This window comes from Corynebacterium sp. 21KM1197 (assembly GCF_033783015.1).
Classification (GTDB): Bacteria; Actinomycetota; Actinomycetes; order Mycobacteriales; family Mycobacteriaceae; genus Corynebacterium.
Genome location: NZ_CP123907.1, coordinates 1,324,679 through 1,350,618, shown reverse-complemented (window position 1 = coordinate 1,350,618; position 25,940 = coordinate 1,324,679). Strand labels below are relative to the sequence as shown.

At 63.9% G+C, this 25,940-nt stretch carries 23 protein-coding genes; 10 read left to right on the top strand and 13 right to left on the bottom strand.

Annotated elements, in window-relative coordinates; genetic code table 11:
• Positions 1-61: 61 nt before the first annotated feature.
• Entirely contained in the window at positions 62-844 is a 783-nt protein-coding gene (locus OLW90_RS06575) for a DeoR/GlpR family DNA-binding transcription regulator (protein ID WP_319649295.1), read from the bottom strand.
• 276 nt (positions 845-1,120) lie between these two features.
• Positions 1,121-1,825, bottom strand: a complete 705-nt coding sequence (lexA, locus tag OLW90_RS06570; RefSeq protein ID WP_319649294.1) for a transcriptional repressor LexA — start codon at positions 1,823-1,825, stop codon at positions 1,121-1,123.
• Between the two features lie 425 nt (positions 1,826-2,250).
• On the opposite strand from lexA, the gene OLW90_RS06565 reads away from it, so the two are divergent.
• Together OLW90_RS06565 and nrdR are read left to right on the top strand one after the other, a co-directional pair.
• Positions 2,251-2,430, top strand: coding sequence for a hypothetical protein (locus OLW90_RS06565; RefSeq protein ID WP_319649293.1), 180 nt, complete (start codon positions 2,251-2,253; stop codon positions 2,428-2,430).
• Positions 2,431-2,510: 80 nt separating this feature from the next.
• The gene (gene nrdR / locus OLW90_RS06560) at positions 2,511-2,993 is read left to right on the top strand and encodes a transcriptional regulator NrdR (protein ID WP_319649292.1); all 483 of its coding nucleotides are present in this window, start codon (positions 2,511-2,513) and stop codon (positions 2,991-2,993) included.
• Here nrdR and hrpA read toward each other — a convergent pair.
• Positions 2,990-6,895 (bottom strand): ATP-dependent RNA helicase HrpA, encoded by a 3,906-nt coding sequence (gene hrpA / locus OLW90_RS06555; protein ID WP_319649291.1) that lies wholly within the window; start codon positions 6,893-6,895, stop codon positions 2,990-2,992. The two genes, nrdR and hrpA, sit on opposite strands and share 4 nt — an antisense overlap.
• Positions 6,896-6,990: 95 nt before the next feature.
• Here hrpA and OLW90_RS06550 point away from each other — a divergent pair, with 95 nt between their 5' ends.
• The 3 genes from OLW90_RS06550 to OLW90_RS06540 are packed head-to-tail and all read left to right on the top strand — an operon-like array spanning position 6,991 to position 8,723.
• Complete coding sequence (locus OLW90_RS06550; RefSeq protein ID WP_319649290.1) at positions 6,991-7,824, top strand: hypothetical protein; 834 nt, start codon at positions 6,991-6,993, stop codon at positions 7,822-7,824.
• Positions 7,825-7,883: 59 nt separating this feature from the next.
• Complete coding sequence (locus OLW90_RS06545; protein WP_319649289.1) at positions 7,884-8,495, top strand: hypothetical protein; 612 nt, start codon at positions 7,884-7,886, stop codon at positions 8,493-8,495.
• Between the two features lie 39 nt (positions 8,496-8,534).
• Positions 8,535-8,723, top strand: a complete 189-nt coding sequence (locus OLW90_RS06540) for a hypothetical protein (RefSeq protein WP_319649288.1) — start codon at positions 8,535-8,537, stop codon at positions 8,721-8,723.
• Here the strand turns inward: OLW90_RS06540 and OLW90_RS06535 are convergent.
• The 3 genes from OLW90_RS06535 to OLW90_RS06525 all read right to left on the bottom strand — a co-directional run bounded on the left by OLW90_RS06535 (position 8,720) and on the right by OLW90_RS06525 (position 13,250).
• On the bottom strand, positions 8,720-9,670 hold the full coding sequence (locus OLW90_RS06535; RefSeq protein ID WP_319649287.1) for a hydrogen peroxide-inducible genes activator: 951 nt from the start codon (positions 9,668-9,670) through the stop codon (positions 8,720-8,722). The genes OLW90_RS06540 and OLW90_RS06535 overlap by 4 nt on opposite strands.
• A gap of 91 nt (positions 9,671-9,761) precedes the next feature.
• A complete protein-coding gene (locus OLW90_RS06530; RefSeq protein ID WP_319649286.1) occupies positions 9,762-12,281 on the bottom strand; it encodes a DEAD/DEAH box helicase in 2,520 nt (839 codons plus the stop codon).
• Between the two features lie 39 nt (positions 12,282-12,320).
• Complete coding sequence (locus tag OLW90_RS06525; protein ID WP_319649285.1) at positions 12,321-13,250, bottom strand: PAC2 family protein; 930 nt, start codon at positions 13,248-13,250, stop codon at positions 12,321-12,323.
• Between the two features lie 405 nt (positions 13,251-13,655).
• Here OLW90_RS06525 and OLW90_RS06520 point away from each other — a divergent pair, with 405 nt between their 5' ends.
• The gene (locus OLW90_RS06520) at positions 13,656-14,612 is read left to right on the top strand and encodes a DUF4192 domain-containing protein (RefSeq protein WP_319649284.1); all 957 of its coding nucleotides are present in this window, start codon (positions 13,656-13,658) and stop codon (positions 14,610-14,612) included.
• A 32-nt stretch (positions 14,613-14,644) separates the two neighbouring features.
• On the opposite strand, the gene galE is transcribed toward OLW90_RS06520, so the two are convergent.
• The 6 genes from galE to OLW90_RS06490 all read right to left on the bottom strand — a co-directional run bounded on the left by galE (position 14,645) and on the right by OLW90_RS06490 (position 19,947).
• Positions 14,645-15,604: a UDP-glucose 4-epimerase GalE gene (gene galE / locus OLW90_RS06515; protein ID WP_319649283.1), complete on the bottom strand. Its 960-nt coding sequence runs from the start codon at positions 15,602-15,604 to the stop codon at positions 14,645-14,647.
• 4 nt (positions 15,605-15,608) lie between these two features.
• Positions 15,609-16,295, bottom strand: coding sequence for a metal-dependent transcriptional regulator (locus OLW90_RS06510; RefSeq protein ID WP_319649282.1), 687 nt, complete (start codon positions 16,293-16,295; stop codon positions 15,609-15,611).
• Positions 16,296-16,436: 141 nt separating this feature from the next.
• Positions 16,437-17,423 carry a sigma-70 family RNA polymerase sigma factor gene (locus OLW90_RS06505; RefSeq protein ID WP_319649281.1) on the bottom strand — a complete coding sequence of 329 codons (987 nt, stop codon included), beginning with the start codon at positions 17,421-17,423 and terminating at the stop codon, positions 16,437-16,439.
• Between the two features lie 65 nt (positions 17,424-17,488).
• Entirely contained in the window at positions 17,489-17,923 is a 435-nt protein-coding gene (gene dtd, locus OLW90_RS06500; RefSeq protein ID WP_319649279.1) for a D-aminoacyl-tRNA deacylase, read from the bottom strand.
• On the bottom strand, positions 17,920-19,488 hold the full coding sequence (locus tag OLW90_RS06495; protein WP_319649278.1) for a methyltransferase: 1,569 nt from the start codon (positions 19,486-19,488) through the stop codon (positions 17,920-17,922). Before OLW90_RS06495 ends, dtd begins: the two co-directional genes overlap by 4 nt.
• A gap of 3 nt (positions 19,489-19,491) precedes the next feature.
• Entirely contained in the window at positions 19,492-19,947 is a 456-nt protein-coding gene (locus OLW90_RS06490) for a DUF3099 domain-containing protein (RefSeq protein ID WP_319649277.1), read from the bottom strand.
• A gap of 59 nt (positions 19,948-20,006) precedes the next feature.
• Between OLW90_RS06490 and OLW90_RS06485 the strand changes: the two genes are divergently transcribed.
• The 4 genes from OLW90_RS06485 to OLW90_RS06470 all read left to right on the top strand — a co-directional run bounded on the left by OLW90_RS06485 (position 20,007) and on the right by OLW90_RS06470 (position 24,167).
• Positions 20,007-20,246 carry a DUF3039 domain-containing protein gene (locus tag OLW90_RS06485; RefSeq protein WP_082418545.1) on the top strand — a complete coding sequence of 80 codons (240 nt, stop codon included), beginning with the start codon at positions 20,007-20,009 and terminating at the stop codon, positions 20,244-20,246.
• Complete coding sequence (locus tag OLW90_RS06480; RefSeq protein WP_319649276.1) at positions 20,243-21,964, top strand: DEAD/DEAH box helicase; 1,722 nt, start codon at positions 20,243-20,245, stop codon at positions 21,962-21,964. Before OLW90_RS06485 ends, OLW90_RS06480 begins: the two co-directional genes overlap by 4 nt.
• A 97-nt stretch (positions 21,965-22,061) precedes the next feature.
• Positions 22,062-23,300 (top strand): DUF418 domain-containing protein, encoded by a 1,239-nt coding sequence (locus tag OLW90_RS06475; RefSeq protein ID WP_319649275.1) that lies wholly within the window; start codon positions 22,062-22,064, stop codon positions 23,298-23,300.
• A 63-nt stretch (positions 23,301-23,363) separates the two neighbouring features.
• Positions 23,364-24,167, top strand: coding sequence for a DUF4190 domain-containing protein (locus tag OLW90_RS06470; RefSeq protein ID WP_319649274.1), 804 nt, complete (start codon positions 23,364-23,366; stop codon positions 24,165-24,167).
• A 100-nt stretch (positions 24,168-24,267) separates the two neighbouring features.
• Here the strand turns inward: OLW90_RS06470 and OLW90_RS06465 are convergent, their stop codons facing one another.
• Positions 24,268-25,878, bottom strand: a complete 1,611-nt coding sequence (locus tag OLW90_RS06465) for an RNA polymerase sigma factor (protein WP_319649273.1) — start codon at positions 25,876-25,878, stop codon at positions 24,268-24,270.
• Positions 25,879-25,940: the final 62 nt, after the last annotated feature.

The following is a 25,940-nucleotide window of genomic DNA, read 5'->3' as shown; positions in this document are numbered from 1 at the left end:
AACCGCCATACAGGGCGGTGGGCGAGACGAAATATCTTGGCCCACCGCCTTTGCGCTGGCTCTAGGAGGCCAGCACCACCTCTATGTCGCGGTCGCGCAGGCTCTGCACATAGGACTCGGGCGCGTTGCTATCGGTGATCACAACGTCAATATTCTCGATGGCGGCGAAGCTCACCAGGTAATCGTTGCCGATCTTGCTGGAATCGCACAGCACCACCACCCGGCGGGCGTTGGTGACCATTGCGGACTTGATCGCGGCCTCCTGGGCATCGGCGGTGGAAAGGCCGTGATCGAGGGTGAGGGCGTTCGTGCCGATGAAGGCCACGTCCGCCCGCATGAGGGCCAGGGTGCGCAGGGCGGTATCGCCCACCACGGCCTGCGTGATCGCCCGGACGGAGCCGCCCAGCAGTTGAATCTCGCTGAGCCCCTTATTGGCCATCGTCAGCGCGATGGGCAGGCTATTGGTCACGATCGACCACTGATTTGCCTGGGGAGTATCCGCAATGAGGTCGGCCAGGGCGGTGACGGTGGTGCCGGCATCGAGGAAAAGTCCACCACCGGGGGAATCCGGGAGGAAGTTGAGTGCGGCCCGGGCGATGGCGGACTTGGCGTTGGGCGCGGAGCGCAGGCGAGCGTCCAGGGAGAGCTCCGTGGTTTGAAAGGACTGCGTGGCCACGGCACCGCCGTGAACGCGGTGCACGATCCCATCGCGGTCGAGCACGGCGAGGTCGCGGCGGATGGTCTCGGCGGTGACGTCAAACTTCCGGGAGAGTTCCGTCACGTTCACCCTGCCCTCGACGGCAGTCTGGGCGGCGATCTGACGCCGACGCTCCTCTGCATACATGGCGGTCATTCCTTTCCACTTGGGTCCACTCGGGGTCTGCTCAGACTCCAATCGGATTATCCGGGTCGGTTTCCCGGAACCATTGGGGCTGCTCTTGGTCGCACCTTGGCGGCAGCCGGGGCGTGAACCCCTCAAGATGACCCCATTGTTCCATAAAAACCACATTTGCCTTGTGGGATTGATTGACCTCGTGTTGGCTCGGGCCAAATGTGGAGGTCAGAAAGTGAGAAAGGCGGAGAGTGGAGGAGAGAATACCCCCTTTTCGGGGGTGAGTAACTATAGTTTCCGCATGACAGATACCACCTTGCCCATGATCTGCCCCTGGGAGCCGTCGATGGGGTCAAAGGCCTCATTGTGAGGTAGGAGCCACACCCCAGTGGAATCTCGGTGGAACTCCTTGACGGTGGCCTCCCCGTCGATGAGGGCGGCCACGAACTCGCCCTCCTCTGCCACCGGCTGAGAGCGCACCACGATCCAATCGCCGTGCAAAATACCGGCATCGCGCATGGATTCCCCGGATACCTTCAGCATGTAGAGTTCCCCGTCTCCCACCACATCGCTGGGCAGAGGGAAATAGTCATCGACGTTTTCCTCCGCCAGGATCGGGGAACCTGCGGCGATATTGCCCAGGAGCGGAACGTAGGAGGTGGCTGCGGCCTCGGGCGGAGCCGATGTCTCCGGTGCGGCGGTTTGCTTCTTGGCGGGGGCGGGGTCACCCGGGAGGTGCCGCACGTCTACCGCGCGGGGCTTGTTGGGATCGCGGCGCAGAAAGCCCTTTTTCTCTAGCTCCTTGAGCTGGTACGCCACCGAGGAGGTGGATTGGAGGCCTGCCGCATCGCCAATCTCTCGGATGCTCGGCGGGTATCCGCGTAGGACCACGGCGTCCCGGATCACCTCAAGGATTCGACGCTGCCGTGGGGACAACGTGGAGAGATCAGGGGCGTCCTTGTCTGCGCTGGGGCCACTGGGGGTGCGGGGCATGTGCGGTACTCCTTCGCCGGTGCGATTCCAATGCCCTTCACTGTACACAATGCCGGGGGCTGTTTGGGACGGGTGTTCGAAGATTTTTGCCCTGGGGCTAGACAGGGGTGCGGATGGGTGCTATAACGGGTATCGAACGCTTTATCGAACACCTGATCTACCGTATGGGTTGGTTTGTTCGATGGGTATTGACTGATGTTGTGCAGGAACAGGCCCTAGGAAGGATAGTGCCATGACTACCTCATTTGCTCCGATTAACCACGGTGATCTCTCCGCTCGCCCCGTTCCCCCCTGCGGCGGTGTGGGAGCCGGGTGAGGGGTTTGCTGCGGTGGGAGACTTAAGGGGCGTTCGAACGCTCACTCATTCGAATAGGGGATTAGATGGAGTGAGGGGTGATGCCCCGATATTCGAGCGCAGCGATGGCATGTCGGATGGAACACGTCCGCGACGCAGCCCCACCGATCGGATCACCACGTACCTGGTGGGCGGAGTCTTTGGGCTGAGTGTGGTGCTGGGAGCGGTATTCCTCACGGATGAGGGGCCCGATCCCGCCGTGGAGATGGGAATGGATATTCACGCCGGAGCGGTGTCCGCCGCGCGTTAAGGGGAGAGGTAATAGAATCGGGCCGGTATCTATTTCATCGTTGCACCGCAAGATTTTGCCACAAGGAGGCATGGTTTTCCGTGTACTGCCCCTTTTGCCACCACACCCATTCCAGGGTGATTGATTCCAGAGTGATTGACGCCGGTGCGGCCATTCGACGCCGCCGGGAATGTAGTAGTTGCTCTGGACGCTTTACCACCGTGGAGAAGGCGATCCTCCTGGTGGTCAAGCGCAATGGGGTCACGGAGCCGTTTAGCCGTGAGAAGGTGATCACCGGCGTGCGCCGCGCCTGCCAGGGGCGCGACGTCTCCGATGACTCCCTCAAGCGCCTGGCTCAGCAGGTAGAGGAGACGGTGCGCAGCCACGGCAGTTCCCAGATCAACGCCAATGCCATTGGCCTGGCGATCCTGGAGCCGCTGCGCGAATTGGACGAGGTGGCCTATCTGCGCTTTGCCTCCGTGTATAAATCCTTTGACTGCGCGGAGGACTTTGAAAAGGAGATCCGGCTCATGCGTCGCCGTGCCCGGGAGGGACGCGGCGACATAGCCACCCATGAGATTTAGAGTTTGTCTATCGCCCGCATGATCCGCTTGCGCGAGACAGGTTGCGCGGTGCCCAGCCGCTGTGCAAAGAGGCTCACGCGGAATTCCTCGATCATCCAGTAGATTTCCTTGACCGGCCTGGTTTTTTCCGCTCCCTTGGGCTTGGCGGCGAGCACCTTGCGCAGGTGCGTGAGCACCGTGTCCACCTCGTCTTGCCGGGCGGCGTCCTTATCGGGATCGCGGTTCATCTCCTCCAGGCGCAGATTCATCGCCTGGAGATAACGCGGGAGGTGCTTGAGGTGATTGATCCCGTGCACAATGAGGGCCTTGGGAGGGAGGAGAAAGTTGAGTTCCGCCCGCATGTCGTCGATGGCCGGGCCCTCCCACTCGTTTAACTCATCGGCCACGCGCTCGTAGGAGACCAGCGCCGGGGCAATGGCCACGATGCTGCGGCGAACCTCGCCCGCCACCTTGGGCACGAGGGTGTCGCGCAGCCCGGCGAACTCCTCGGGGCTGCGCACGGGGCCTCCGGCGGCAAGCAGAAGATCCCTGATGGCGGCCACGCGGGCCTCCTCCACGATTCCCTCGACGCCGCCGTGCGGATAGTGCTCTAAGGCCACGCGCTGTTGCAGCGGGAGCCCCTTGGTCATCTGCTTGGCATTGACCGTGACAGCCCGCATGAGCAGGGTGAGCGTGGTGGTGAGCATGGATTGATCCGCAGCGGTCTTGGTGGGCAGCACCACCACGGAAATGGCTCCCTCGTTAAGCCGGAGGGCGGGGTAGGCGGTCACGGAGTGTCCGTCCACGGTGGTCTGCACGGTTTCCGGGATGGTGCCCAGGGTTTCTGCCGTCCACTCCTTAGCGGAGGTGGTCTCGGAGTAACTTCCCAGGCGATCCATCGAGGAGCGAATCTGCGTGGCCTGGCGCTGGCGCAGGGCCTGGACGTCCTTGTCCGCGTCGATGATCTTGCCTCGCTTATTCACTGCGGCAAAGGTCATGCGCAGGTGGGCGGGCAGGGCAGCAAGGGAGAAATCCGTGGCGTCGATGCCGGTGCCACCCAGTCTGCGGAGCCCGGCGGCGAGGGATTCCCGCAGGTCCTCGCCGGGATTGAGCAGGGGGGTGACCTTCTCCGCGAAATCGGGGGCGGGCACCACGCTGCGGCGCAGCCCCTTGGGCAGGCTGCGGATGAGTTCCGTGACCAATTCCACGCGCAGGCCGGGCACCAGCCACTGGAACGGGGCGGGATCGATGCTGGCGAGCATGGGCACGGGGATGAGCACACGCACGCCGTCATCCTTGCTGCCGGGGGTAAAGGAGTATTCCAGGCGGAATTGATCCCAGTGATCGGGAAAGAGATCCTGGGTAATCTCCTGGGCATCATCGTGCAGCAGAGCCTCGGGGGAGAAATCCAGCGCGGCGGGATTCTCGCGGCGCTTTTTCTTCCACCAGGAATCAAAGTGCGCGCCCGTGGTAACGGTGCGGGGTATGCGCTGATCGTAGAACTCGTAGAGCACGTCCTCATCGGCCACCAGGCCACGGCGGCGGGCCTTTTCCTCGATCTCTGCGGCCTCGGCCAACTTGGCGGCATTATCGTGGAAAAAGTGATGGCGGGTGGCCCAATCGCCCTCGATGAGGGCGTGCCGGATAAACAGGGATCGCGCGGCCTCGGGGTCCACCCGGTGATAGGGCACGGTGCGATCCGCGTAGATGGTCACCCCGTAGAGGGTGGCCTTTTCCCGCACCACCGCGGCCGCCTTGGAGCGTGACCACACGGGATCGGAATACTGCCGCTTGAGTAGGTTTCCGGCCAGGCGTTCCACCCAGGCGGGATCAATGGCGGCGACGTCCCGGGCCCACAGGCGGGAGGTCTCCACCAGCTCGGCAGCCATGACGAACTCCGGGGGCTTTTTGGCCAGGGCGGAGCCGGGGAACACCATGAACCGAGTGTTCCGGGTGCCGTGGAACTCCTTGGAGTTGCCGTCGCGCTGGCCGATATTCATGAGCAGCCCGGCCAGCAGGCTGGAATGAATGGCCTCCGCATTGCCTGGGGCAGTGTGGGCGGTGGGTGCGCCGCTTGCCGACGTACGCGCAGCCGGAGCCGAGGTATCGTCTGCGGGACGGGGGATATTCCACCCCAATTGCTTGGCCACATCGCGCAGTTGGCGCACCAGATCGCGCCACTCGCGCGAGCGCATGTAGTGCAGGAACTCGGCCTTCATCAACCGGCGCAGCCCGTTGCCGCTGAGCTCCTCCCGCTTTTGTCCAAGGTAATCCCAGAGTTTGAGGTAGCTGAGGAAGTCGCTCTTTTTATCGCGGAACCGGGCGTGCAGTTGATCCGCCTGGGCTTGGTGATCCAGGGGGCGCTCCCGAATATCCTGGGTGGTCAGGGCCGCCACGATCACGATGACCTCGTGGAGGCACCCCAGGCGCTGGGCCTCTACCAACATGCGGGCCAACCGAGGATCGACCGGAATGCGGGCAAGGTCGCGGCCGATCCGGGTGAGTTTGGGCAACCCTTCGGGGCGCGGCTGAGAGATAGCGCCGAGTTCGTGCAGGAGGGTGAGTCCATCGCGGATATGGCGGGCTTCCGGGGGCTGCACGAAGGGGAAACGAGCAACATCGCCCAGGCGGAGCGAGGCCATTTGTAAGATGACGCTGGCGAGATTTGTGCGCAGAATCTCCGGGTCGGTGAATTCCGGGCGGGAGAGAAAATCCTCTTCAGAATACAGTCGAATGGCCACGCCCTCGGCCACGCGCCCGCAGCGCCCGGAGCGCTGATTGGCACTGGCCTGGGAAATGGGCTCGATGGGCAGCCTTTGCACCTTGGTGCGGGTGGAATAACGGGAAATGCGCGCGGTGCCGGTGTCCACCACGTAGTGAATACCGGGAACCGTCAGGGAGGTTTCTGCGATATTGGTGGAAAGCACAATGCGCCGTCCCGAGTGGGGGGAGAATACCCGGTGTTGCTCCTGGTTGGAGAGGCGGCCAAAAAGCGGCAGAATGTGCGTTCCGCGCCAGCGCCGGGATTCTAGGAGTTCCATGGCGTCCCTAATATCGCGCTCGCTGGGAAAGAAGCAGAGAATATCGCCGGGCCCCTCGGCCATGAGTTCCTCGATGGCGTGGACGAGGGCGTCCGGGTCATCGTCATCGGGGCGGTATCGAATTTCCACTGGATAGGTGCGCCCGGATACCTCGACGATGGGCGCGGGATTGCCCTGGGAGTCCGCGAAGTGCTGGGCAAAGCGTTCGGGATCAATGGTGGCCGAGGTGATAATGATCTTAAGATCGGGCCGCTTGGGGAGCAGTCGTTTGAGATAACCCAGGAGGAAGTCGATGTTGAGCGAGCGCTCGTGGGCCTCGTCGATAATGATGACGTCGTAGGCGTTGAAAAAGCGATCGCGTTGCATTTCCGCGAGGAGAATACCGTCCGTCATGAGTTTCACGGCGGTGTGCGGGCTCACGCGATCATCAAAGCGAATGGCATATCCCACGGATTGCCCAATATCCTGTCCGAGTTCCTGGGCTATGCGCTCGGCCACGGTGCGCGCGGCCAGGCGTCGTGGCTGGGTGTGGCCGATCATGCCTCGACGGCCAAAGCCCAGTTCCAGGCAAATCTTAGGAATCTGAGTGGTCTTACCCGAACCCGTCTCACCGGCGATGATCACTACCTGGTGCTCCTTGATCGCCTGAGCAATATCCTCGTGCCGCGCGCTCACGGGGAGTTCCTCGGGGTAGGTAATCTCCGGGATCAGCGCGGCGCGGCGCTCTACCTCGGCGCAACCACTATCGACGTCCCGCGCCAGGGCCTCCCAGTCCTCGGCGGTGGTGGCCTCGCGGAGGCGGCGGCGAAGGGAACGCTCCTGAGCGAGGGGGACGTGGGGGAGCCGGGCGGCGATGTGCTCTTTGAGGTTGGAAGTATTCATGCTATCGGCAGATTTTAGGCGATCCGGGGCCGCGCACCAACGGTTAGGTAGCATGGACTGTGATTTATGTCCGAAGAATGAGGAAAGGGAGATCAATGACGTATCCTTCTGTTCCGCACCCGGAGGATGCTCCGGGGTTTGGGGCATATCCCGCCTATACGCCGGATAACACCCCGGATGCTCCCACCCAGGGATCGGGCGTTGTGGATGTTTTTGCGGCGGTGAAGTGGGCTTTTCGCGCGGTATTTAGCAATAAGCGCGTGTGGATACTCGGTTCCTTCCTGCTGTTATTGGTGCTGGGTGTGGTGGGTGCATCGCTGGGGGTGTATCTGGCCAAGAGTGGGGTGGATCTTTTCGCCACTTCGGGAATAGCCGGTAACTTGACAATGACCATTCTGGGTGCAGTATCCACTGTTCTCGTAACGCCCTTTCTTTATTCCGGTGCCCTGGCGCAGGTGGATAAGGAAAAGGGGCGGTGGAGTTACTTCTTTGAGAACCTGAACTATGGTTCCGTTGCCATCACGGCGCTGCTGGCCACCGCGATCAATTATTCCCTTAGCTATGCGGTATCGGGGATCTTCGGTCTCCTCGGCAGCCTTATGGGAGAAACCGGGGAAGCGGCCCTGGCCGGTATTGGTGCGCTCATCGGCGGTATCCTGGGTATTTTCCTGGCGCCCCTGATTTACCTGTGGGATTGGTTTGCCGCCGATGGCCAAGACGTAAAATCCGCTATTCGCAAGGGGATTGAGGCCGGTAAATGGAACTATTGGCAGTTGCTGCTGTACGGCCTGCTTGCCCCCATAGTCGTGGGGATTTTGTGCCTGTCCACCCTGGGATTGGGGCTGCTTGTTTTTCCGGCCGTGTACCTTTTGTCCAACGCGCATATCGCCAGGCAGGCCTCGGGCGGCGTTGTGCCTGCGCGCACATAGAGTGTTGCGATAGCCTGGGTTGCACACCCGTGTAAATAAAGAAAGGAAGGGAAATAGCAATGACCTATCCCTCTACCCCGCACCCGGAGGATTCTCCGGGCTTTGATAAGTATCCGCAGTATAGCCAGGAAACTCCCGAGTGGGCGCAGGAAAAGTCCGTGCAGGGCACGGGCAAGGTGAACCTGGGGGCGGCAGTGCCCTGGGGTTTCAAGGCGACGTTTTCTAGTTGGTACATCTGGATTCTTGGCACCCTCGTCCTGGGCTTTGTGGCCATGGCGCTCTACGCGGTGCTAATGATTCTGCCGAACATGGAGCTGATGGAGACCAACCCCGATGCCGCCGTGGACGCGATGAACGCGGGCTGGGGGCAATACGCCCTGAGCCTGGCGCAACTTCTCATCATGCCCTTTATTCTCACCGGAATGTTGGCCCAGGTGGATAAGAAGCGCGTGGGCCTGGGGGACTTCTTCCGGAATGTGCGGTACTTCCAGGTGTTGGGGCTGTCCCTCGTGCAGTCGCTCCTGGGGCTCATTGGCGTTGTTCTCATCGTGTTGCCCCTGGTGGCGCTGGTGATGAACACGGTCACTAATAGCGTCTTTATCCTGGTGATCACGGGCGCGGCGCTCCTTCTGAGCGTCCTGGTGAGTCCGTTCTTTGTGCTCTGGGATTAGTACGCCGCCGATGGATATGGCTTCAAGGAATCCATCGTTTTGGGCTTTCAGGCGGGCAAGCGTAATTACGGCATGCTGCTGCTCTTTAGCATTGTGGGCGGTATCGCGCTCACAGTGGGTGGTGTTTTCACCCTGACTCTCGGCTTTTTGATCTTCCTGCCCGCGTATTACCTGATGTACGCGCACATCTTCCGCCAGGCCAGCCAGGGCGCGCTGCCCACCGCCTAGTGTGCGTTCGGCCGCAGCGGCACGGCGGTGCGATACGCGCGGGTGATGATGGTTCCCAGTTTGGTGAACTCCGCCGCGCGGGAACTAGAGGCCCGGTACGCCAGCCCCACGTGCCGCTCCGCGCTCACACCGGGGGCAAAGGTGGCGATGCTTAAGCCCGGGCGCTGGCACTCCGTCTCCACCGCGCTGATGGGCACCAGCGTGGAACCCAGACCCCCGGCCACCAGTTGCACGATGGTGGTCAGCGAGGAAGCCCGGGTGACGGCGCTGGCGGCCTCGCCGGGGTTGAGGTCGGCCTTGCGGCAGAGATCCACGATTTGATCGTGGAGGCAGTGGCCGTCGTTAAGCAAAAGAAGCCGCAGTTCCTCCAGCGCCTGAAGCGTGAGGTCGTGTCGCCCGGCGAGGTGGTGCGCGGAGGGCACCACCACCACGAAGTCCTCCTGGTAGAGGGGGATATCCACGAGCCCGGGGGCCTCGGAGGGGAGGGCGAGCAGGGCGGCGTCGATACGCCCATCGCGCAACATGGATACCAGGTGGGTGGTGCGATCCTCCACGATGCGCGGCTCTAGCTCGGGGTATTCCTGTTGCAGCAGTGGAAGCAGCGTGGGCAGCAGATACGGGGCGATGGTGGGGATCACCCCGAGAGTGAGCGGGCCGGCGAGTTGCCCGTAGGAGCCGCGCGAGTGCGCCACGAAGATGTCGGTGGCGTCCAGGGTCGCCTTGGCGTAGGGCAGCAGGCGCTCACCGATGGGGGTGACGATGACCTTGCGCGTGGAGCGCTCGATGAGTTGCACTCCGATCCCGTTTTCCAGGGCGGAGAGCGCCTGGGAGAGGGAGGGCTGGGAGATGTTGAGCTTGGCTGCGGCGGTGCCAAAGTGCTTGTTGTCAGCGATGGTGACAAAGGTGCGGAGCTGGGCAAGAGTTGGCCGGTACTCTTTATTGTGCATAGTCCATCACCTTAACCTATGACACCGGCGGGGAGCCATTAATAACTCCTTGTTTTGCTTATCGACGCCCCGAACGGACCCGGGAGAGCGCTCAGTGCGCGTCGATCCGCAGCGAGGAGAAGCGCACCTCCCCGGCTTCATCGGAGGCGTCCAGGTCCACCACGGCCTCATAGGCAAAGGAGTTATCCCCCTCCGGGTCCTTGAAGATCTGCCGCACCCGCCAGGCGCGCCCCGTGGTGTCCAGCCGGAAATACTCCGGGCCGCGCGCCTGGGGGCCGGTATCGAGGTCGGAATACTGGTCGAAGTATTCGTCCATGGCGGCGGGGAAGTCCGGTGCGTCCTCGATGTAATCGGTCAATTCCGCCAGGCGATCCTCCTTTTCCCAGGCAAAGAGTTCCACCAGGCGGAACATGGCATTGCGCACCATGATGGTAAAGGCCCGGCGGTTGGCGGTGAGCGCCGTGGGATCCTCCACCCCAAAGGCCAATTCCTGTTCCACCACGGCCTGAGAAATGGGGGCATCGGGATCGGCCATGTGTGCCCATTCGTCCACGAGGGAGGAATCCACCTGCCTAATTAATTCGCCCAGCCACACGATGATGTCCTCTAATTCCTCCGTGCGATATTCCGCGGGAATAGAGTGCTGAAGCGTGCGCCAGGCATCGGTGAGATACCGCAGCACCACGCCCTCGGAGCGGGCGAGGGAATAGGTGGCCACCAGGTCGGAGAAGGTCATGGCGTGTTCGATCATGTCGCGCAACACGGATTTGGGGCTCAACCGAAACTCGCGCGCCCAGGGAGCGCCCTGGGAGAAGGTCTCAAAGGCGTCCTCCAATTCTTCGCTCAGGGGCATGGGCCAGGTGATTTCCTCGATGATCGCCATGCGTTCGGTGTAATCCACACCATCGGCCTTAAGCTCCGCAATGCGATCCCCCCGCGCGGCCTTTTGCTGGGCTACCAGAATGGGGCGGGGATCGTCCAAAATGGCCTCAAAGGTGCTAATCACGTCCAGGGTATAACTCTCCGATTCCGGGTCCAGCAGCGTGAGCGCGGCCAGAGCAAAGGGGGAAAGCGGCTGGTTAAGGGCGAAGTCCCGCTGCATCTCCTGGGTGAGGCGGTAGCCCTCCTCATGCTTTTCCACGATCCCGGCGCGCAATAAGCCACGGCCCAATTCCACGGTGGTGAGAATATCCTTATTCTGCTTGGCGCGGGGATCGTGATTGGTGCGCAGCAGGTGCTCAAAGTGCTCGTAGGTATTTCCCGGGCGCGATACCAGGTTGATCACCATGGAATTAGAAACCTTAAATTGGGAGGCCATGTGCTCCGGCTCAGCCTGCGTCAATTTCTCAAAGGTGCGTTCGCTCCAACTCACCTCCCCATCGCGGGCGTGCTTTTTGCGCAACTTCTTGAGTTTCTTCGGATCGCTGCCCGCGCGCTGGCGCAGGCGCCAGTTTTCAATCTCGTGCTCGGGAGCCTCCACCACCACGGTGCCCTCCGTGTCAAAGCCCGCGCGTCCCGCGCGGCCCGCAATCTGGTGAAACTCGCGGGACTTCATAATGCGCTGCCTGGTGCCATCAAACTTGGCCAGGCCCGTCATGACCACGGTGCGAATGGGCACGTTAATCCCCACCCCTAGGGTATCGGTGCCGCAAATTACCTTGAGCAATCCCTTTTGCGCGAGCCTTTCCACCAAGCGCCGATACTTGGGCAACATTCCGGCGTGGTGCACGCCGATGCCCTTGCGCAGGAGGCGGGAGAGTTGGGTGCCAAAAGCCGTGCTGAAGCGGAAAGCCCCGATCTCTGCGGCGATGGCCTCTTTATCCTCCGGGGTGACCATCGCTAGGGAGGTAAGGGCCTGGGCGCGCTCGGCGGCCTCGCGCTGGGTAAAGTGCACCACGTAAATGGGGGACTTCCCCTGGGAAAGGAGTTCCTCGATGGTCTCGTGCACCGGGGTATAAACGTAGGAGAAATCCAGGGGGACGGGCCTGGTGGCCCCGGCCACCAGGGAGGTGGTGCGCCCGGTGCGTTCGCTGAGGTCCCGTTGCAGAAACTCCGTATCCCCCAGGGTGGCGGACATCAGGAGGAATTGGGTCTGCGGTAATTCCAGCAGGGGCACCTGCCAGGCCCAGCCGCGCTCGGGATCGGAATAGTAATGGAACTCATCCATAATCACCTGGTTCATGCGCGCCCGAGCACCGTCGCGCAGCGCGATATTGGCCACGATCTCCGCGGTGGCACAAATAATGGGGGCGTTGCCGTTCACGGTGGCGTCGCCCGTCATCATGCCCACGTTATCCGGGCCGAATATCTCGCAGAGGGCAAAGAACTTCTCGCTCACCAGGGCCTTGATGGGGGCGGTATAAAAACTCCGCTGCCCGCGCGCCATCGCGATAAAATGCGCCGCGATGGCCACCATGGACTTTCCCGATCCCGTGGGGGTGGCCAGAATGACGTTATCCCCGGCCAGGATCCCCAGGGCCGCCTCTTCCTGGGCGGGGTAGAGACTTATGCCGCGCTCGCGGGTCCAAGCCAGGAAGGAATCAAAAATCGACTCATCAAAGAGCGATTCCGGTACCTCGCTGAGGTCGGGCAACATCTGGGAGAGGTTCATTCACCCCACCCTAGTAGACCAACCCCAGCGGGGTCGGGGCTATTCCTCCTCGTCGAGGTCAGCCAGGAAGCGCTCAAATTCCTGGCCGATCTCCTCGCCGCTGGGTAGATCCTCCTCGCCGGGTAACGCGGCCTTGGGGTGCCGAGCGCGGTATTGCTCTACCTCCTCGTCATACTGCTGCTCCAGGGCACCCACCACGTGCTGAATCTCGGAGGAATCCTCCATCTGTTCGGTTAATTGCTGAGCCACGCGCTCCCAATCTCGCTCCAGCGTTTGCAGCGGTAATTCAAGGTTGGCGTTATGCCCCACGGAACGCAGCAGCTTTAAGGTGGCCTCCGGGTAGGGCGAGGAGGACACGTAATGCGGCACATGCGCGGTAAATCCGGCTACCGCCGTGCGCTGCTTACCCAAAACGGACTCTAATTGCAGCGCCGCGGAACCCGGCAGCATCACGGAGCCATCGAAGCGGAAAAGATCCTGCATGAGTTCGGGGCTATTGCCGTGAGCGGACACCACCAGAGGGCGGGTGTGCGGAACCGTCATGGGCGCGGAGTACAGGCAGATCACCTGGCTGACGTTGTACTTGCGCACCAGGTCCGCCACGGCCTGGGTAAAGGAATCCCAGCGTAAGTCCGGCTCGGGGCCGGAGAGCAGCAGAAAATGTTGGCCTTGAATATCGCGCAGCACGCGCATTTCCAGGGATAGTTTTTCCACCTTGGTGACCTCATGGTTTTCCATGGTGACCGTGGGGCGGCGGGAGCGGTAATCAATTAATTCATCGGTGTTAAAGGAGGCCACGAGGCGATTTTCTAATGCCGCCAACAGGTGATCCGCGCTGGCACTCACGGCTTGCCCCGCATCCGCATAACCCTGGAGAGCGACGATAAGGGTGGGGCCGGAAGCCCCGTCCGAGGAAACTTCTGGCGATGGGTACTCTAACTCGTACATGTGACGGTGCTCTTCCGGCATGATCGTCCTCCTTGGTCGTTGGTCTACCTCGTGCAACGAAGCACCCCGTGGATTCATTCCCGGATAGACCGTATGCTTCCGATTGCGCCGTGGTGCGGTACCACCCCTTTGCGATGGGGCCATACCGCAGGAGCCTCGCGGTAGTGTCCAGCCAGTCTAGCCAACCTTTTCCCCGGAATCAGCGCTACGCGCCGAACGCGATGGTGTGGAAAACCCCGGTTATGCACAGGGCGCTCCGCAAGCAGATGAGCGGGAGAGCCCGTTGCGGGGATGCTCAGGGGCATGACTCCACGCGAATACGATCATCCCCCGCAGCGGCATAGCACCGGGCGGCCCACACACGCCTCAGAGCAGGCAGAGAAATCGGAGCAGCCACAGCATCTCCGGGGAAGGCACACGGGTAACGTGCCCGGTTATCTTCTGGCCAATGTTCCGGCGGTTTTGGGGTTTTATCCCCAGGACTCCCTGGTCCTCGTGGGGTTGGATCGGCACCGGGGCAATACCTACCACATGGGCCCGGTGCTGCGAGCCGATTATCCGTTGCCGCCAGAAGCCCTAGCGGAGGGCCTGGATACCGTCGCGGGTGCGGGGAGTACCTCGGTGATGGTCTTTCTCATCGGCGCCGTACCCTCCGACTCGGCGGTGCGTTCCCTGCGAGAAGAAGTACAACACCCCGCCCTGCGCCTATGGGGCGGATGGTGGTGCGAGAGGATCGTCACCGGGGAGCGTTATGGGTGCCTGTGGGAGGAGGAGCATGGCCGGTGGCCCGGCGGCGTGATTCCGGCGGTATCGCAGACCCCCGCCATGCAGGCTCTGGTGGAATGTGGGGAGTTGCCGGAACTCACCAGGGCGGAGGCCTGCGCGCACTTTCAGGTGCGGGGTAAGCCCTGGTTCGTGGATCACCAGGATGCATATCGTCTGGTACACACGATGCGGCACACACCGGGTTTGCGGAAGGAGGTAGAGGCCGAGGCGGAGGACCTGTTGCGAGGCAACGGGGATACCACTCACCTGGCCATCTTGCTGAGCCACCACATGCTGCGTGATCTCCTCATACCCCCGGTGCTGGAGCACCCGGAGCAGGCATACTGCACGTTACGCCGCGTCGTACACCACACCAGGGGAGAAGCCCGGGCCAACGCGCTGTGCCTCCACGCTGTGGCGGCCGCTGCCTGCGGGCGGCCGTGGCGGGCAGCGCTTGCGCTCCACACGGCGGTGGAGGAGGCACCGGGGCACACGCTCGGCAGGCTCCTCCACGCGGTATGCAGCCAGCGCGGAACAGAGGCCATGCTGTGTGCGGTGCGGGAATCAAGCGAGGCAAGCGGGAGGAGCAATATTCCCGGCTCCACCGATTCCGGGTGAAGCATGAGCGCGCCCGGTCCAAGGGCGGGAATCTAATCCCGGTTCCGGGTGTACTCCCAGGCGTCGGAGACGATGGTGCGAATATCGGTGCGCTCGGGCCGCCACCCTAATTCCGCCATGATCCGCTCGGAGGAGGCGATGAGTACGGCGGGATCGCCCGCGCGCCGGGGTGCGAGTTCCGCGGGGATCGGGTGGCCGGTGACCTCCCGGCAGGCCTCGATGACCTCGCGCACGGAGTTCCCGGCACCAGAACCGAGGTTATAGATGCGGTGGGTCCCGGGGTGGTTGGATTCCAGGGCCAGCACGTGGGCCTGGGCGAGGTCGCGGATGTGAATGTAATCGCGCACCGCCGTGCCGTCCGCGGTGGGCCAATCCTCACCGAAGATGAGGATTTTATCGCGCTGACCCAGGGCCACCTGCAATACAAGCGGAATGAGGTGCGTTTCTATCTCTCGGTGTTCGCCCAAACCCCCGTAGGCGCCGGCCACGTTGAAGTACCGCAGGCTCGTGGCGGCTAGACCATATGCCTGCGCGTAGGAGGTGATGGCGTAATCAATGGCGAGTTTGGTGGCCCCATACGTGTTGGTGGGCGCGGTGGGGAAGTCCTCTGTGATCGGCACGGTATTCGGCTCGCCATAGGTGGCGGCGGTGGAGGAAAAGACGAGGTTGTTCACCTGGTGTCGGCGCATGGCCTCCAGCAGGTTCAGCGAGGTGCCCATGTTATCGCGCCAGTACTCATCGGGCTCTTCCATGGATTCGCCCACCAGGGAGCGGGCGGCAAAGTGCAGCACGCCCTCAAAGCCTCCCTCGGAGAGCACGGCATCGACAACCTCGTCCACCCGGCCTTCCACCAGGCGCGCGCCGTGGGGAACCGCGTCACGGTTGCCGGTGGAAAAGTCATCCACGATGGTCACGTCATGGCCGGACTCGATGAGTACCTGGGAACACACGCTGCCCACGTATCCGGCACCGCCGGTCACCAGCAACTTCATGGAATTATCCCTCCACGGGCTCCACGCGCACGGCGTGGCCCAGGTCATCGGCAAGTTCGATGGTCTTGCCGTCCTTGGAGATGGTCACCAGTCCGCTCTCATTGCGCACCATGACCTCGGACCCCACGCTAATGTTGGCGTCGGCAAAGGCCCGCAGCAGGCGGGTCTCCATCTGCACGATCTCATTGACCTGGAGCAGCAGCGCCGGAATGTCCTGGCCTTCGGGAAGATCCACGGGGCGCACGCCGCGCTCGCTGGCGGATTCCCGGTCGATGCCGAGGTCCTTGAGACCCGGGATGGGATTGCCAAAGGGGGAGTAGGCGGCATCGCCCAGAACGTCCACCACGCGGCGCTCCACCTCATCGCTCATCACGTGTTCCCAGCGGCAGGCCTCATCGTGTACCTGCTCTAAATCAAGGTGGAGAATGTCGGTGAGCAGGCGTTCCGCGAGGCGGTGCTTGCGCATAACGGCGGTGGCGCGTTCGCGGCCTTCCTCGGTCAGTTGCAGGCTGCGATCTTGGCGCACGTGCAGCAGACCATCGCGTTCCATGCGGGCTACCGTCTGGCTCACCGTGGGGCCGGATTGCTCCAGGCGCTCCACGATACGGGCGCGCAGGGGCACAATGCCCTCTTCTTCAAGCTCGTAAATGGTGCGCAGATACATCTCGGTGGTATCGACGAGATCCTTCACTGTTTACCTCTTTGTTGTGTTCTTTCGCGCTAAGGAAGTGACCATCACAATACCCGCACTCCCGGCCCCTTGCCGCCATGAGGCCGGTCAAGGGGAGTCCAAGACCAACCGAAGCCAGCCAGGGCCGGGAGAAGAAAAACCTTACTGGGCGTAATCGCGGAGCCGGTCGGCGCGCTCGCCGTCGCGCAGCTTGCTCATGACCTCGCGCTCGATCTGGCGCACCCGCTCCCGGGAAAGCCCAAAGCGACGGCCGATCTGATCGAGGGTGCGCGGCACGCCGTCGTCAAGCCCATAGCGCAGCCGGATCACGTCCTGCTCGCGCTCCTCCAGGGTAGAGAGCACGGAGCGAATATCGGAGTGGCGCAGGGAGGCCACCACGGCGCTCTCGGCGTCGGCAGCCTCGGCGTCCTCGATGAAGTCGCCCAGGGGGGCCTCCTCGTCCGCACCCACGGGCATGTCCAGGCTCACCGGGTCGCGGGACTGGCGCAGCAGCATTTCGATCTTGGACTCGTCGATGCCGGATTCCTCGGCTAGTTCCTCGTTGGTGGCCTCACGCCCCAGGTGCTGGTACAGCTCGCGCTTGATGCGGGAGAGCTTATTGACCTGCTCCACCAGGTGCACGGGGAGGCGAATGGTGCGGGATTGATCGGCCATGCCGCGGGTGATGGCCTGGCGGATCCACCAGGTGGCATACGTGGAGAACTTAAAGCCCTTAGAGTAATCGAATTTCTCCATGGCGCGGATCAGGCCGAGGTTACCCTCCTGGATGAGGTCCAGCAGCGGCATGCCGCGCCCGGTGTAGCGCTTGGCGAGGGAGACCACCAGGCGCAGGTTGGCCTCCAGCAGGTGGCTGCGGGCCTTTTTCCCCTCGCGGGCCAGGACCTTGAGGTCGCGCTTCTTGGCGCGGGTGAGGGGTTCCTCGGAGTGGATCAGGAGGTGCTCGGCATAGAGCCCCACCTCGATCTGCTGGGCCAGTTCCACCTCGTCCTCGGCGGTGAGCAGTGCAGTCTTACCGATGCCGTTGAGGTACACGCGGACCAGGTCTGCGGAGGGATTATCGTTGGTCTGATTACGGCGGCTGCCGCGATCCTGTTCCTCAGAGTCAAACTCGGTCACCGACGCTGTCATGAAAGCCTCCTCGTTCTCACCGATGCTGCCAAGTACAACGCCCGGCCCCTCGCATTAGTTCCCGCTTATTTTTCCCGGGTGTCCACCAGGAGGGTAAAGGGGCCGTCATTGACGGATTCCACCTGCATCATGGCCCCAAATTGCCCTTGCTCCACGGTGAGGCCCTGGTCGCGCAGCGCGGCCACCACGGCCTCGATGAGGGGTTGGGCGAGGTCGGCGGGTGCAGCCTGGGCCCAGGAGGGCCGCCGCCCCTTGGCGGTGCGCCCCTGCAAGGTAAATTGGCTCACCACTAGCACCGGCGCGCCCGCGTCTACCGCATTGACCTCGCCATCGAGGAGCCGCAACTCCGCGATCTTGCGCGCCATGAGGGCGGCGTCCTCGGCGGTATCCTCCCGGTGCGCGCCCATCAGCGCGAGCACCCCGGGGCCGTCGATAGCCCCCACGGTGGTTCCGTTTACGGTTACCCGAGCTCGGGTCACTCGGCTGAGCACGGCCTTCATCGGGATTCCTCCTCCACGAGATCGGCGGGCAGCAGCAGTCCGTGGCGCACTAGGTCCACCACGGCGGCGCTGACCTCGGGCAGCACGCTATCGGCGTCGAGATCCTGGGCGGCGCAGTACAGGTGTACCACCTCGCCCAGGCTCAAGCCCTCGGGGTGCAATCCGGAGACGATGGCCGCGATGTGCTCGTCTACCTCGTGGCTAAAGCGCGGCCCGTCCATGCGGCTGAGCCGCTGCACGGCGGGCCTAAACCCCATGCCGGTGGCGGTATCGGCCACGCTCACCCGCTCGCGGGCCACGCTGGGGCGCAGGCTAAAGCGGCAGGAGAGCACCTCATCGGTACCCCGGAGGGAGCGCAGCCAGTTGGTGCGCACAAAGTATTCCTCCACCTCCGGGCCCAGGGGATCCTGAAACTCGTGGTGGAGTTCCTCGGCCACCACCTCGGTGGGCTCCTCATCGGCTAAGCGTTGGAGCGCCACGAAGCCAAAGCCCACGCCGGTCACGCCCTCCCGGGCGAAGAAGTCCAGCCATTCCTCGGTGCGGCGGGCGGCCTCCGAGGAGCGGGGATCGAGGGATTCATCGCGCAGCCAGGTGCCCACGTAGAGGGCGGGATCGGCCACGTCGCGCTGCAATACCCAGGCCTGCACGCCGTGGGAGGGCAACCAGGAGGCCACCCGGGATTGCCAGGATTCCCCCTCGCGGTGTACCCAGGCGGCCACCGCATGCGCGGTTCCGCCGGGGAGCAGGTGCTGCGGGGCCTGGGAGAGCACCAGGCGCGAGGCGGCGTCGAGAGCCAGGCCGGAATCGCGGTACACGTGCCCCACGGCGGGCGGGCCTACCACAAAGGGCGGATTGGTGATGATTCGGTCAAAAAGCCGGCCCGCCACGGGCTCGAACCAGGAGCCCTGAAGCACCTCAACCTCGGGGAACGCCGCCCCCGCTGCTTGCCCCGCAGCCGTAGAAGCAGCAGCGCCCCGGAACGTGGCGCGGGCGAAGTCCAGGGCGCGAGGGTGGACGTCGGTGACCGTGAGGTGCTCCGCGCACGGCACCTGCCCCAGGGCCTGCACCCCGGAGCCGGTTCCCAGATCCAGCACGCGGCTCACCGGGGAGGCGGGCACGGAATCGAGCAGGGAAACGCTGGCCGAGCCCACGCCCAGGACGTGATCGGGGCCGGGCACGTGTTGAGTCACAGAGGCGTCCGTATCGGAGAACACCCACTGATCCAGCCCGGAGAGAACGTGCGGGCGGACGTCGATGAGCATGCGCGCGCGGTCATTACTCACGGTGAGGGCCGAGGCGCGCAGCAAACCCTGGGCCACCTCCTCGCCCAGAACCTCCCGGCAGCGTGCCCACGGCACCTCATCGTGGAGGAGGAAGAAGCGAATGAGGAAGGAGAGCGGGGAATCGTCCGTTGCGGCGCGGCGCACGGCGGCGGGCTCGCCGCGATAGAGGGCACCGGTGGCGGAATCCCCGAGGTGGTGGCGGATGCCCGAGGCGGTGAACTGGGCGCGACGCAGCAGCGCCACCAGGGCGCCGGAGACGTCCGCGAGGCGGGAAAGCGGCATGGATTAAACGTCCTTTGTGGGGTCGGGGGAGGGCAATTCTGGCCGGGTGGTGCGGGCCTCCAGGGCTGCGGCCTGCTGCTGGCGCGCCAGCGCGGGCTTATACACCTGCTGGGCGCGCGGGTCGCGGGGCTCGCCGCGCCCGTTGGCGATCACCACGGCCAGCCACGGCATGGGAACGGAAACACAAAAGAGTACACCGGCCACCCACCAATTCTCCCAGGTCACCAGAGCGAGCAGGGCGAGAAAAATGAGGGGCAGGCGCACCCCCTGCATGATCCCATACAGGCGCTCCCGGTGGCGCAGATCCTGCTCCGGGGTGCGGTGGGCGTCCGTGATGAGTGCTACTCGACGCCGCCCCAGCGCCCTCGGTAGTGCTTGTCGACGCCGTCGGGAAGCGGGAGCGGGACTGGCGGGGGCGTCGATAGTCCCGGGGTCGGGAACCGCACCGTGAGAAGCCATGCTCCCAGGGTAACCGCACATGTGGCCCGCACCGGCACGAGTGGGGCATGATGGGTGAGGTGAGTACGAGCACGACGACCATCGATCGCCCCGAGATCAGGGAAGAAACCACCACCGATAATGACACCCCTAAGTTCTTCCACTACGTGAAGAAGAACCAGATCGTGGAATCCGCCGTGAGCGGTAACATGGTGGTGGCCCTGTGCGGAGAGACTTTCCCCGTGACCAAGCAAGCCAAGCCGGGCTCCCCGGTGTGCCCCGACTGCGAGCGGGTGTACAAGGGCCTGCGGAAAAAGTGACGGGGCGCGTTAAGGGGCAACTCCGCGAGTGGCAGCGCAAGGCGCTGACCGCCTACCTGGTAAAAAAGCCCAAGGACTTCCTCGCGGTGGCCACCCCCGGCGCGGGTAAAACCACCTTTGCCCTGCGCGTGGCCACCGAACTGTTAGATAACCGCACCGTGGACCGCGTGATCGTGGTGGTGCCCACCGAGCACCTCAAGGTTCAGTGGGCCAGCGCCGCCGCGCGCGTGGGGATCTCGCTGGATCCGAACTTCCGCAACTCCGATGCCGTCAATGCCGCCCACGACGGCATCGTGGTCACCTACGCCCAGGTGGCGCTGCACCCGTTTAAGCATTATTCCGTGTCCACCGCGCGGCGCACCCTGGTGATCCTCGACGAGATCCACCACGGCGGCGACGCCAAGAGCTGGGGCGACGGTATCCGCGAGGCCTATGCCGACGCCACGCACCGCCTGGCGCTCACGGGTACCCCCTTCCGCTCGGACGATTCCGCCATTCCCTTTGTGCGCTACGTGGAGGACGGCGAGGGGCACCTGGTGAGCCAGGCCGACCACACCTACGCCTATTCCGACGCGCTTGCCGACGGCGTGGTGCGCCCCGTGGTCTTTCTGGCCTACTCCGGCGAGGCCCGCTGGCGCGATAGCGCGGGCGAGGAATACGCCGCCCGCCTGGGCGAACCCCTCAACGCCGAGCAGACCGCGCGCGCCTGGCGCACCGCGCTCGACCCCAAGGGCGAGTGGATACCGGCGGTGCTCTCCGCCGCGCACACCCGCCTGCTCCAACTGCGGCAGAACATGCCGGACGCCGGGGGACTGGTGATCGCCTCCGACACCAAGACCGCCCGCGCCTACGCCAAGATCCTGGAAAGAATCTCCCGCACCCCGGTGACGGTGGTGCTTTCCGACGAGGCCGGGGCCTCCGAGCGGATCGCGGAGTTTTCCGCCTCCACCGACGAATGGATGGTGGCCGTGCGCATGGTCTCCGAGGGCGTGGACGTGCCGCGCCTGGCGGTGGGGGTGTACGCCACCTCCGCCTCCACGCCGTTGTTCTTCGCTCAGGCCATTGGGCGCTTCGTGCGCTCGCGTATCCCGGGCGAGACGGCCTCGGTGTTCCTGCCCTCGGTTCCCGTGCTGCTCGACCTGGCCTCCAAGCTGGAAAAGTCCCGCGATCACGTGCTGGGCAAGCCCGATCGTCCCTCCGATGGCCTCGATGATGACCTCCTGGCGGAGGCCAACAAGGAAAAGACCGAGCCCGACCTCGACCGCAGTTACCAATCCCTCGGTGCCGAGGCGGAACTGCAATCCCTCATCTACGACGGCTCCACCTACGGCACCGGGGCGCTTAGCGGCTCCGAGGAGGAGGCGGACTACCTGGGACTGCCGGGGCTGCTCGACGCCGAGCAAATGCGCGCCCTGCTGCGCAAGCGGGAAAAGGAGCAACTGGACGCCCGCAGCGCCGAGGCCGAGCGGGAAAAGGAACGCCAGGCCCAGGCGCAGGCCTCCGCCGGGGCGCAGGCCGCCCGGGACAGGGTGGCCAGCGAGGAACTCCCCACGCTGCGTAAGGAACTCAACGCGATCGTGTCCATCACGGCGGCGCGCACCGGCAGGCCACACGGCTCGATCCACAACGAGGCGCGCCGGGTATGCGGCGGGCCGCCCACGGCGATGTGCTCGGCGGAGCAACTGCGCGATCGGATCGCCTACCTGCGCAAGTGGTAAAGGCGGTGGCTTCGGGGGAGAACGGGGGCGCAGGGGCGTTATATTGGGGGACTATCCGCCCCGCGAGCGCCCCCACCCGAGGGGAAGAAAGGACACCATGACGCAGCCGAATCCACCCGCTCCACCCACCCAGCACAGAAATACCCACGCGGTGCCCACCAGATTCATCGCCCCCGACGTCGCTCGCGGGCTCATGCTCCTCTTCATCGCCCTGGCCAATGTGGTGACCGCCTGGGCACCCGCGCAGGAGGGCATGATGGCGCAAAGCATCGGCGGAGTGCGCGAGGATTCCCTGCTGGACAAGATCGTGGTGGTCTTTGGGGCGATGTTCGTGCACGTGCGCGGCCTACCGATGTTTGCTACCCTGCTGGGATTCGGCGTGGGCATGATCTCGCTCAGCCTACTGCGGCGTGGCTATCCGCGCCCCAAGGCCCAGGCGGTGCTTCTGCGCCGCTACGGTTGGTTGATGTTCTTTGGGGCCATTCACATGGTGTTCCTCTTCTTCGGAGACATCATGTTTACCTATGGACTCTGCGGCCTGGTGCTGGCCGGGCTCATCGCGGTGGGGAACAAGCACCTCAAATGGATAGCCGGGGGACTGTGGATCGTGGGGGCGATCGTCACCTTCCTCCTGAATATGGCCGGAACACCCCTCATGGAGGCGGCTAGCACCTACCTGGGCTACCTCGGCTACGGTGCGGCCATGCTACTGGGAATGCTCTTTGCCAGCCCGCTCCTTCTTATCTCCCTTCTCCCGCCCATGATCGTCGGCCTGCTCATGGCCCGCATGCTCATGCTGCACGACGTCCCCGCACACCGCCGCGGGCTCACCATCTGGGCCGGGATCGCCGTGGCTTTCATCCTCCTCGTGGGCCTGCCCTGGGGGTTGGCGGAGATCGGCGTGCTGCCCGCCTCCTGGGCACCGCTGCTCTACGCCCTGAACCAGGCCGCCGGATACCTCACCGGCCCCGGTCTGGTGGCGGCCATCGCGCTGCTCGTCCAGCCCGCGCAGCGCCGCATGAACCAGGACGGCACCATGAACCCCATGATGTACGCCCTCGTGGCGCTGGGCAAGCGCTCCATGTCCGGCTACGTGGCGCAATCCGTGTTGTTCTTCCCCCTCGTTTTGCCCTTTACCCTCCACCTCGCGGAGGGCATGGGTGCGGCCGGGAAATCTCTCATCGCGGTGGGGGTATGGCTGCTCACGCTGCTCGCCGCCGTGGCCCTGGAGCGCGCCGGGAAGCCCGGCCCCCTGGAGTCCCTGCACCGGAGGCTGAGCTATGGCAAGGAGGGCTTGCAGAAGCAGTGGCAGCCGGAGCCCGGACGTGGTGAGTAAGTACCACGGGAGTGTTAAGGTCTTTCCATATAAATACGGATAGCCTGCGAAAGGATTACGTAGATGACCTCCTCGGGGAAGAACCCCTACGCCAAGAAGCCGGAGAACCCTGAGAAGCCGGAGGCCCCGGCCACCCCGGCCACAAAGTCCGGGGATGATTCGGCACCCTTGATCGCCGTGCCGATGGGTGATGCCGCTGATGGCCGGAAGCCCGGCGATAAGAAGAAGCAGGCCGCCCCGGCCGCGTGGCCCGGCCTGGAGCAGGCCGCCGCCGAGGGCAAGACGGCGGTGGAAAAGGCCCCGAGGATTCCCACCCCCGAGGAAAAGGCCGCGGCGGAGAAAGCGGCCGCGCAGAAGTCCGCCGCTAAGACCGAGGTTAAGGCTGCCAAGCCCGCAGCCGGAGCGAAGCCGGGGGAGGAGGCGAACAACCCCGCCCTGGTGCAGGTGCCGCACTCCTCCACGGAGCCGGACGAGGGCTGGACGGCCGCAGCCGTGGAGCGTAACCCCCTGGCCGGGTGGTCGCTGGGACTGGGTATTGCTTCCGTGGTCGCGTTGCTTCTCTTGCTGATCTTTGTTGTGCCGCCCCTCTTGGTGAGCCTGGCGGGCATCATCGTGGGCGTGTTGGCCGTGCGCAAGGCTAAGAAGAACACCACGGAGGGGCGCCGCATGGGCGTATCCGTGGCGGGCCTGGTGATGTCCGTAGTGGTGTTCATCATCAGCGTGGTATTCGGCATCGTGATGTTGGTGCTGTTCCAGCGTTATAGCCCGGATATTGTTGCCTGTGGTAACCAGTACCCAGAGGGCTCCGATGAACGCGATCAGTGCGTGGCGGAGGTTATCGACAGAGCGATCAGCGGCGGAAATTAAAAGCCACGTCGCCCGCAAAAGGGCTCCCGTCACATCGGAGAAGTTCTCGGTGCGGCGGGAGCCCTTTTACTGCGTCTCGGAAAAGAAAGCCTAGAAAGCCTCAGTCCAGGTAATCGCGCAGCACCTGGGAGCGCGAGGGGTGACGCAACTTGGACATGGTCTTGGACTCGATCTGGCGGATGCGCTCCCGGGTCACCCCGTACACCTGGCCGATCTCGTCTAAAGTGCGCGGCATGCCGTCGGTAAGCCCAAAGCGCAGCTTGACCACGCCGGCCTCGCGGTCGGAGAGGGTGTGCAGCACGTCCTGGAGCTGATCCTGAAGCAGGGTGAAGGAGACGGCATCGACGGCGATCACGGCCTCGGAGTCCTCGATGAAGTCACCCAACTGGCTATCGCCCTCATCACCGATGGTCTGATCCAGGGAGATGGGCTCGCGGGCGTACTGTTGGATTTCCAGCACCTTTTCCTCGGTGATGTCCATTTCCTTGGCCAGTTCCTGCGGGGTGGGCTCGCGGCCCAGATCCTGCAACAACTCGCGCTGGATGCGTCCGAGCTTGTTAATGACCTCCACCATGTGCACCGGGATACGAATGGTGCGGGCTTGATCGGCCATGGCGCGGGTGATGGCCTGGCGGATCCACCAGGTGGCATACGTGGAGAACTTATAGCCCTTGGTGTAATCGAACTTCTCCACCGCGCGGATCAGGCCGAGGTTACCCTCCTGGATGAGGTCGAGGAAGGCCATGCCGCGCCCGGTGTAGCGCTTGGCCAGGGAGACCACCAGGCGCAGGTTGGCCTCCAGCAGGTGGTTCTTGGCCTTGCGGCCATCGCGGGCGATGGAGCGCAGGTCGCGCTTGACGGCGGGGGTGAGTTTGGCGTCTTTATCTCCGGCGGCAAAGGCCTCGTCCATCTGTTCCATGCGGTAGGTGGCGTATAGGCCCGCCTCGATCCGCTTGGCCAGGGAAACCTCCTGCTCGGCGTTGAGCAGGGCGACCTTGCCGATCTGCTTGAGATAGGCGCGCACGGAGTCAGCGGAGGCCGTGAGTTCGGCGTCCTTGCGGGCCTGACGCAGGGCGGCGGATTCGTCCTCGTCCCAGACGGAGGAACCCTCGTCCTCTTCCTCCTCGTCCGTGGACTCCTCGCCCTCCTCGGAGACGTCGGTATCCTCCACGTCGTCTACGTCATCGACGTCCGCGAAGTCCTCGTCCTCATCGTCGAGGGCGGGGTCAAAGTCCTGATCCTCGTCCTGGGGGGTGAGTTCCTCTTCAGTGAGAGTCTCATCCTCCTCCACGGGAGCGGGGGCTTCTTCCTTGACCTTCTTGGCGCGGGACGTGCTCTTCTTAGCGGCGGTCTTGCGCGTGGTTTTCTTGGCGGTCTTTTTCGCGGTGCTCTTGGTGGCCTTGCGCGCGGTCTTTTTGGCCGTTTTCTTCGCCGTCTTTTTGGTGGCCTTCTTCACCGGGGCGGCGGCCGCCTCGGTGGCCTCGGCGGAATCCGCAGCGCTCGCGGTGGTGGCGGCGGGGGACTTCTCCGGCGTCGCCGGAGCCACGGAGGCCTCCGGGGTGGCGGCTACTGCTTTGCGGGGAGCGGCCTTGCGGGCAGCTTTACGCGCGGTCTTTTTTGCAGTCTTTTTCGCGGTAGCGGCGGAGGATACGGGCTGATGAGCCTCGTTTTCTCCCGCACCGGAGTTTCCTGAAGTAGTGGTGGCTACCACGTACGCCCTTTCGACTTGCTTAATGCTTCCTCAACCATCCAAGGATGATACCCGCGAGGGGC

Excerpts from the sequence above, each read along its gene's own strand:
- OLW90_RS06575 (WP_319649295.1), bottom strand. The coding sequence starts at position 844 with ATGTATGCAGAGGAGCGTCGGCGTCAGATCGCCGCCCAGACTGCCGTC.
- lexA (WP_319649294.1), bottom strand. The coding sequence starts at position 1,825 with ATGCCCCGCACCCCCAGTGGCCCCAGCGCAGACAAGGACGCCCCTGAT.
- OLW90_RS06565 (WP_319649293.1), top strand. The coding sequence starts at position 2,251 with ATGTCGGATGGAACACGTCCGCGACGCAGCCCCACCGATCGGATCACC.
- hrpA (WP_319649291.1), bottom strand. The coding sequence starts at position 6,895 with ATGAATACTTCCAACCTCAAAGAGCACATCGCCGCCCGGCTCCCCCAC.
- OLW90_RS06550 (WP_319649290.1), top strand. The coding sequence starts at position 6,991 with ATGACGTATCCTTCTGTTCCGCACCCGGAGGATGCTCCGGGGTTTGGG.
- OLW90_RS06545 (WP_319649289.1), top strand. The coding sequence starts at position 7,884 with ATGACCTATCCCTCTACCCCGCACCCGGAGGATTCTCCGGGCTTTGAT.
- OLW90_RS06535 (WP_319649287.1), bottom strand. The coding sequence starts at position 9,670 with ATGCACAATAAAGAGTACCGGCCAACTCTTGCCCAGCTCCGCACCTTT.
- OLW90_RS06530 (WP_319649286.1), bottom strand. The coding sequence starts at position 12,281 with ATGAACCTCTCCCAGATGTTGCCCGACCTCAGCGAGGTACCGGAATCG.
- OLW90_RS06525 (WP_319649285.1), bottom strand. The coding sequence starts at position 13,250 with ATGCCGGAAGAGCACCGTCACATGTACGAGTTAGAGTACCCATCGCCA.
- galE (WP_319649283.1), bottom strand. The coding sequence starts at position 15,604 with ATGAAGTTGCTGGTGACCGGCGGTGCCGGATACGTGGGCAGCGTGTGT.
- OLW90_RS06505 (WP_319649281.1), bottom strand. The coding sequence starts at position 17,423 with ATGACAGCGTCGGTGACCGAGTTTGACTCTGAGGAACAGGATCGCGGC.
- dtd (WP_319649279.1), bottom strand. The coding sequence starts at position 17,923 with ATGAAGGCCGTGCTCAGCCGAGTGACCCGAGCTCGGGTAACCGTAAAC.
- OLW90_RS06495 (WP_319649278.1), bottom strand. The coding sequence starts at position 19,488 with ATGCCGCTTTCCCGCCTCGCGGACGTCTCCGGCGCCCTGGTGGCGCTG.
- OLW90_RS06490 (WP_319649277.1), bottom strand. The coding sequence starts at position 19,947 with ATGGCTTCTCACGGTGCGGTTCCCGACCCCGGGACTATCGACGCCCCC.
- OLW90_RS06475 (WP_319649275.1), top strand. The coding sequence starts at position 22,062 with ATGACGCAGCCGAATCCACCCGCTCCACCCACCCAGCACAGAAATACC.
- OLW90_RS06470 (WP_319649274.1), top strand. The coding sequence starts at position 23,364 with ATGACCTCCTCGGGGAAGAACCCCTACGCCAAGAAGCCGGAGAACCCT.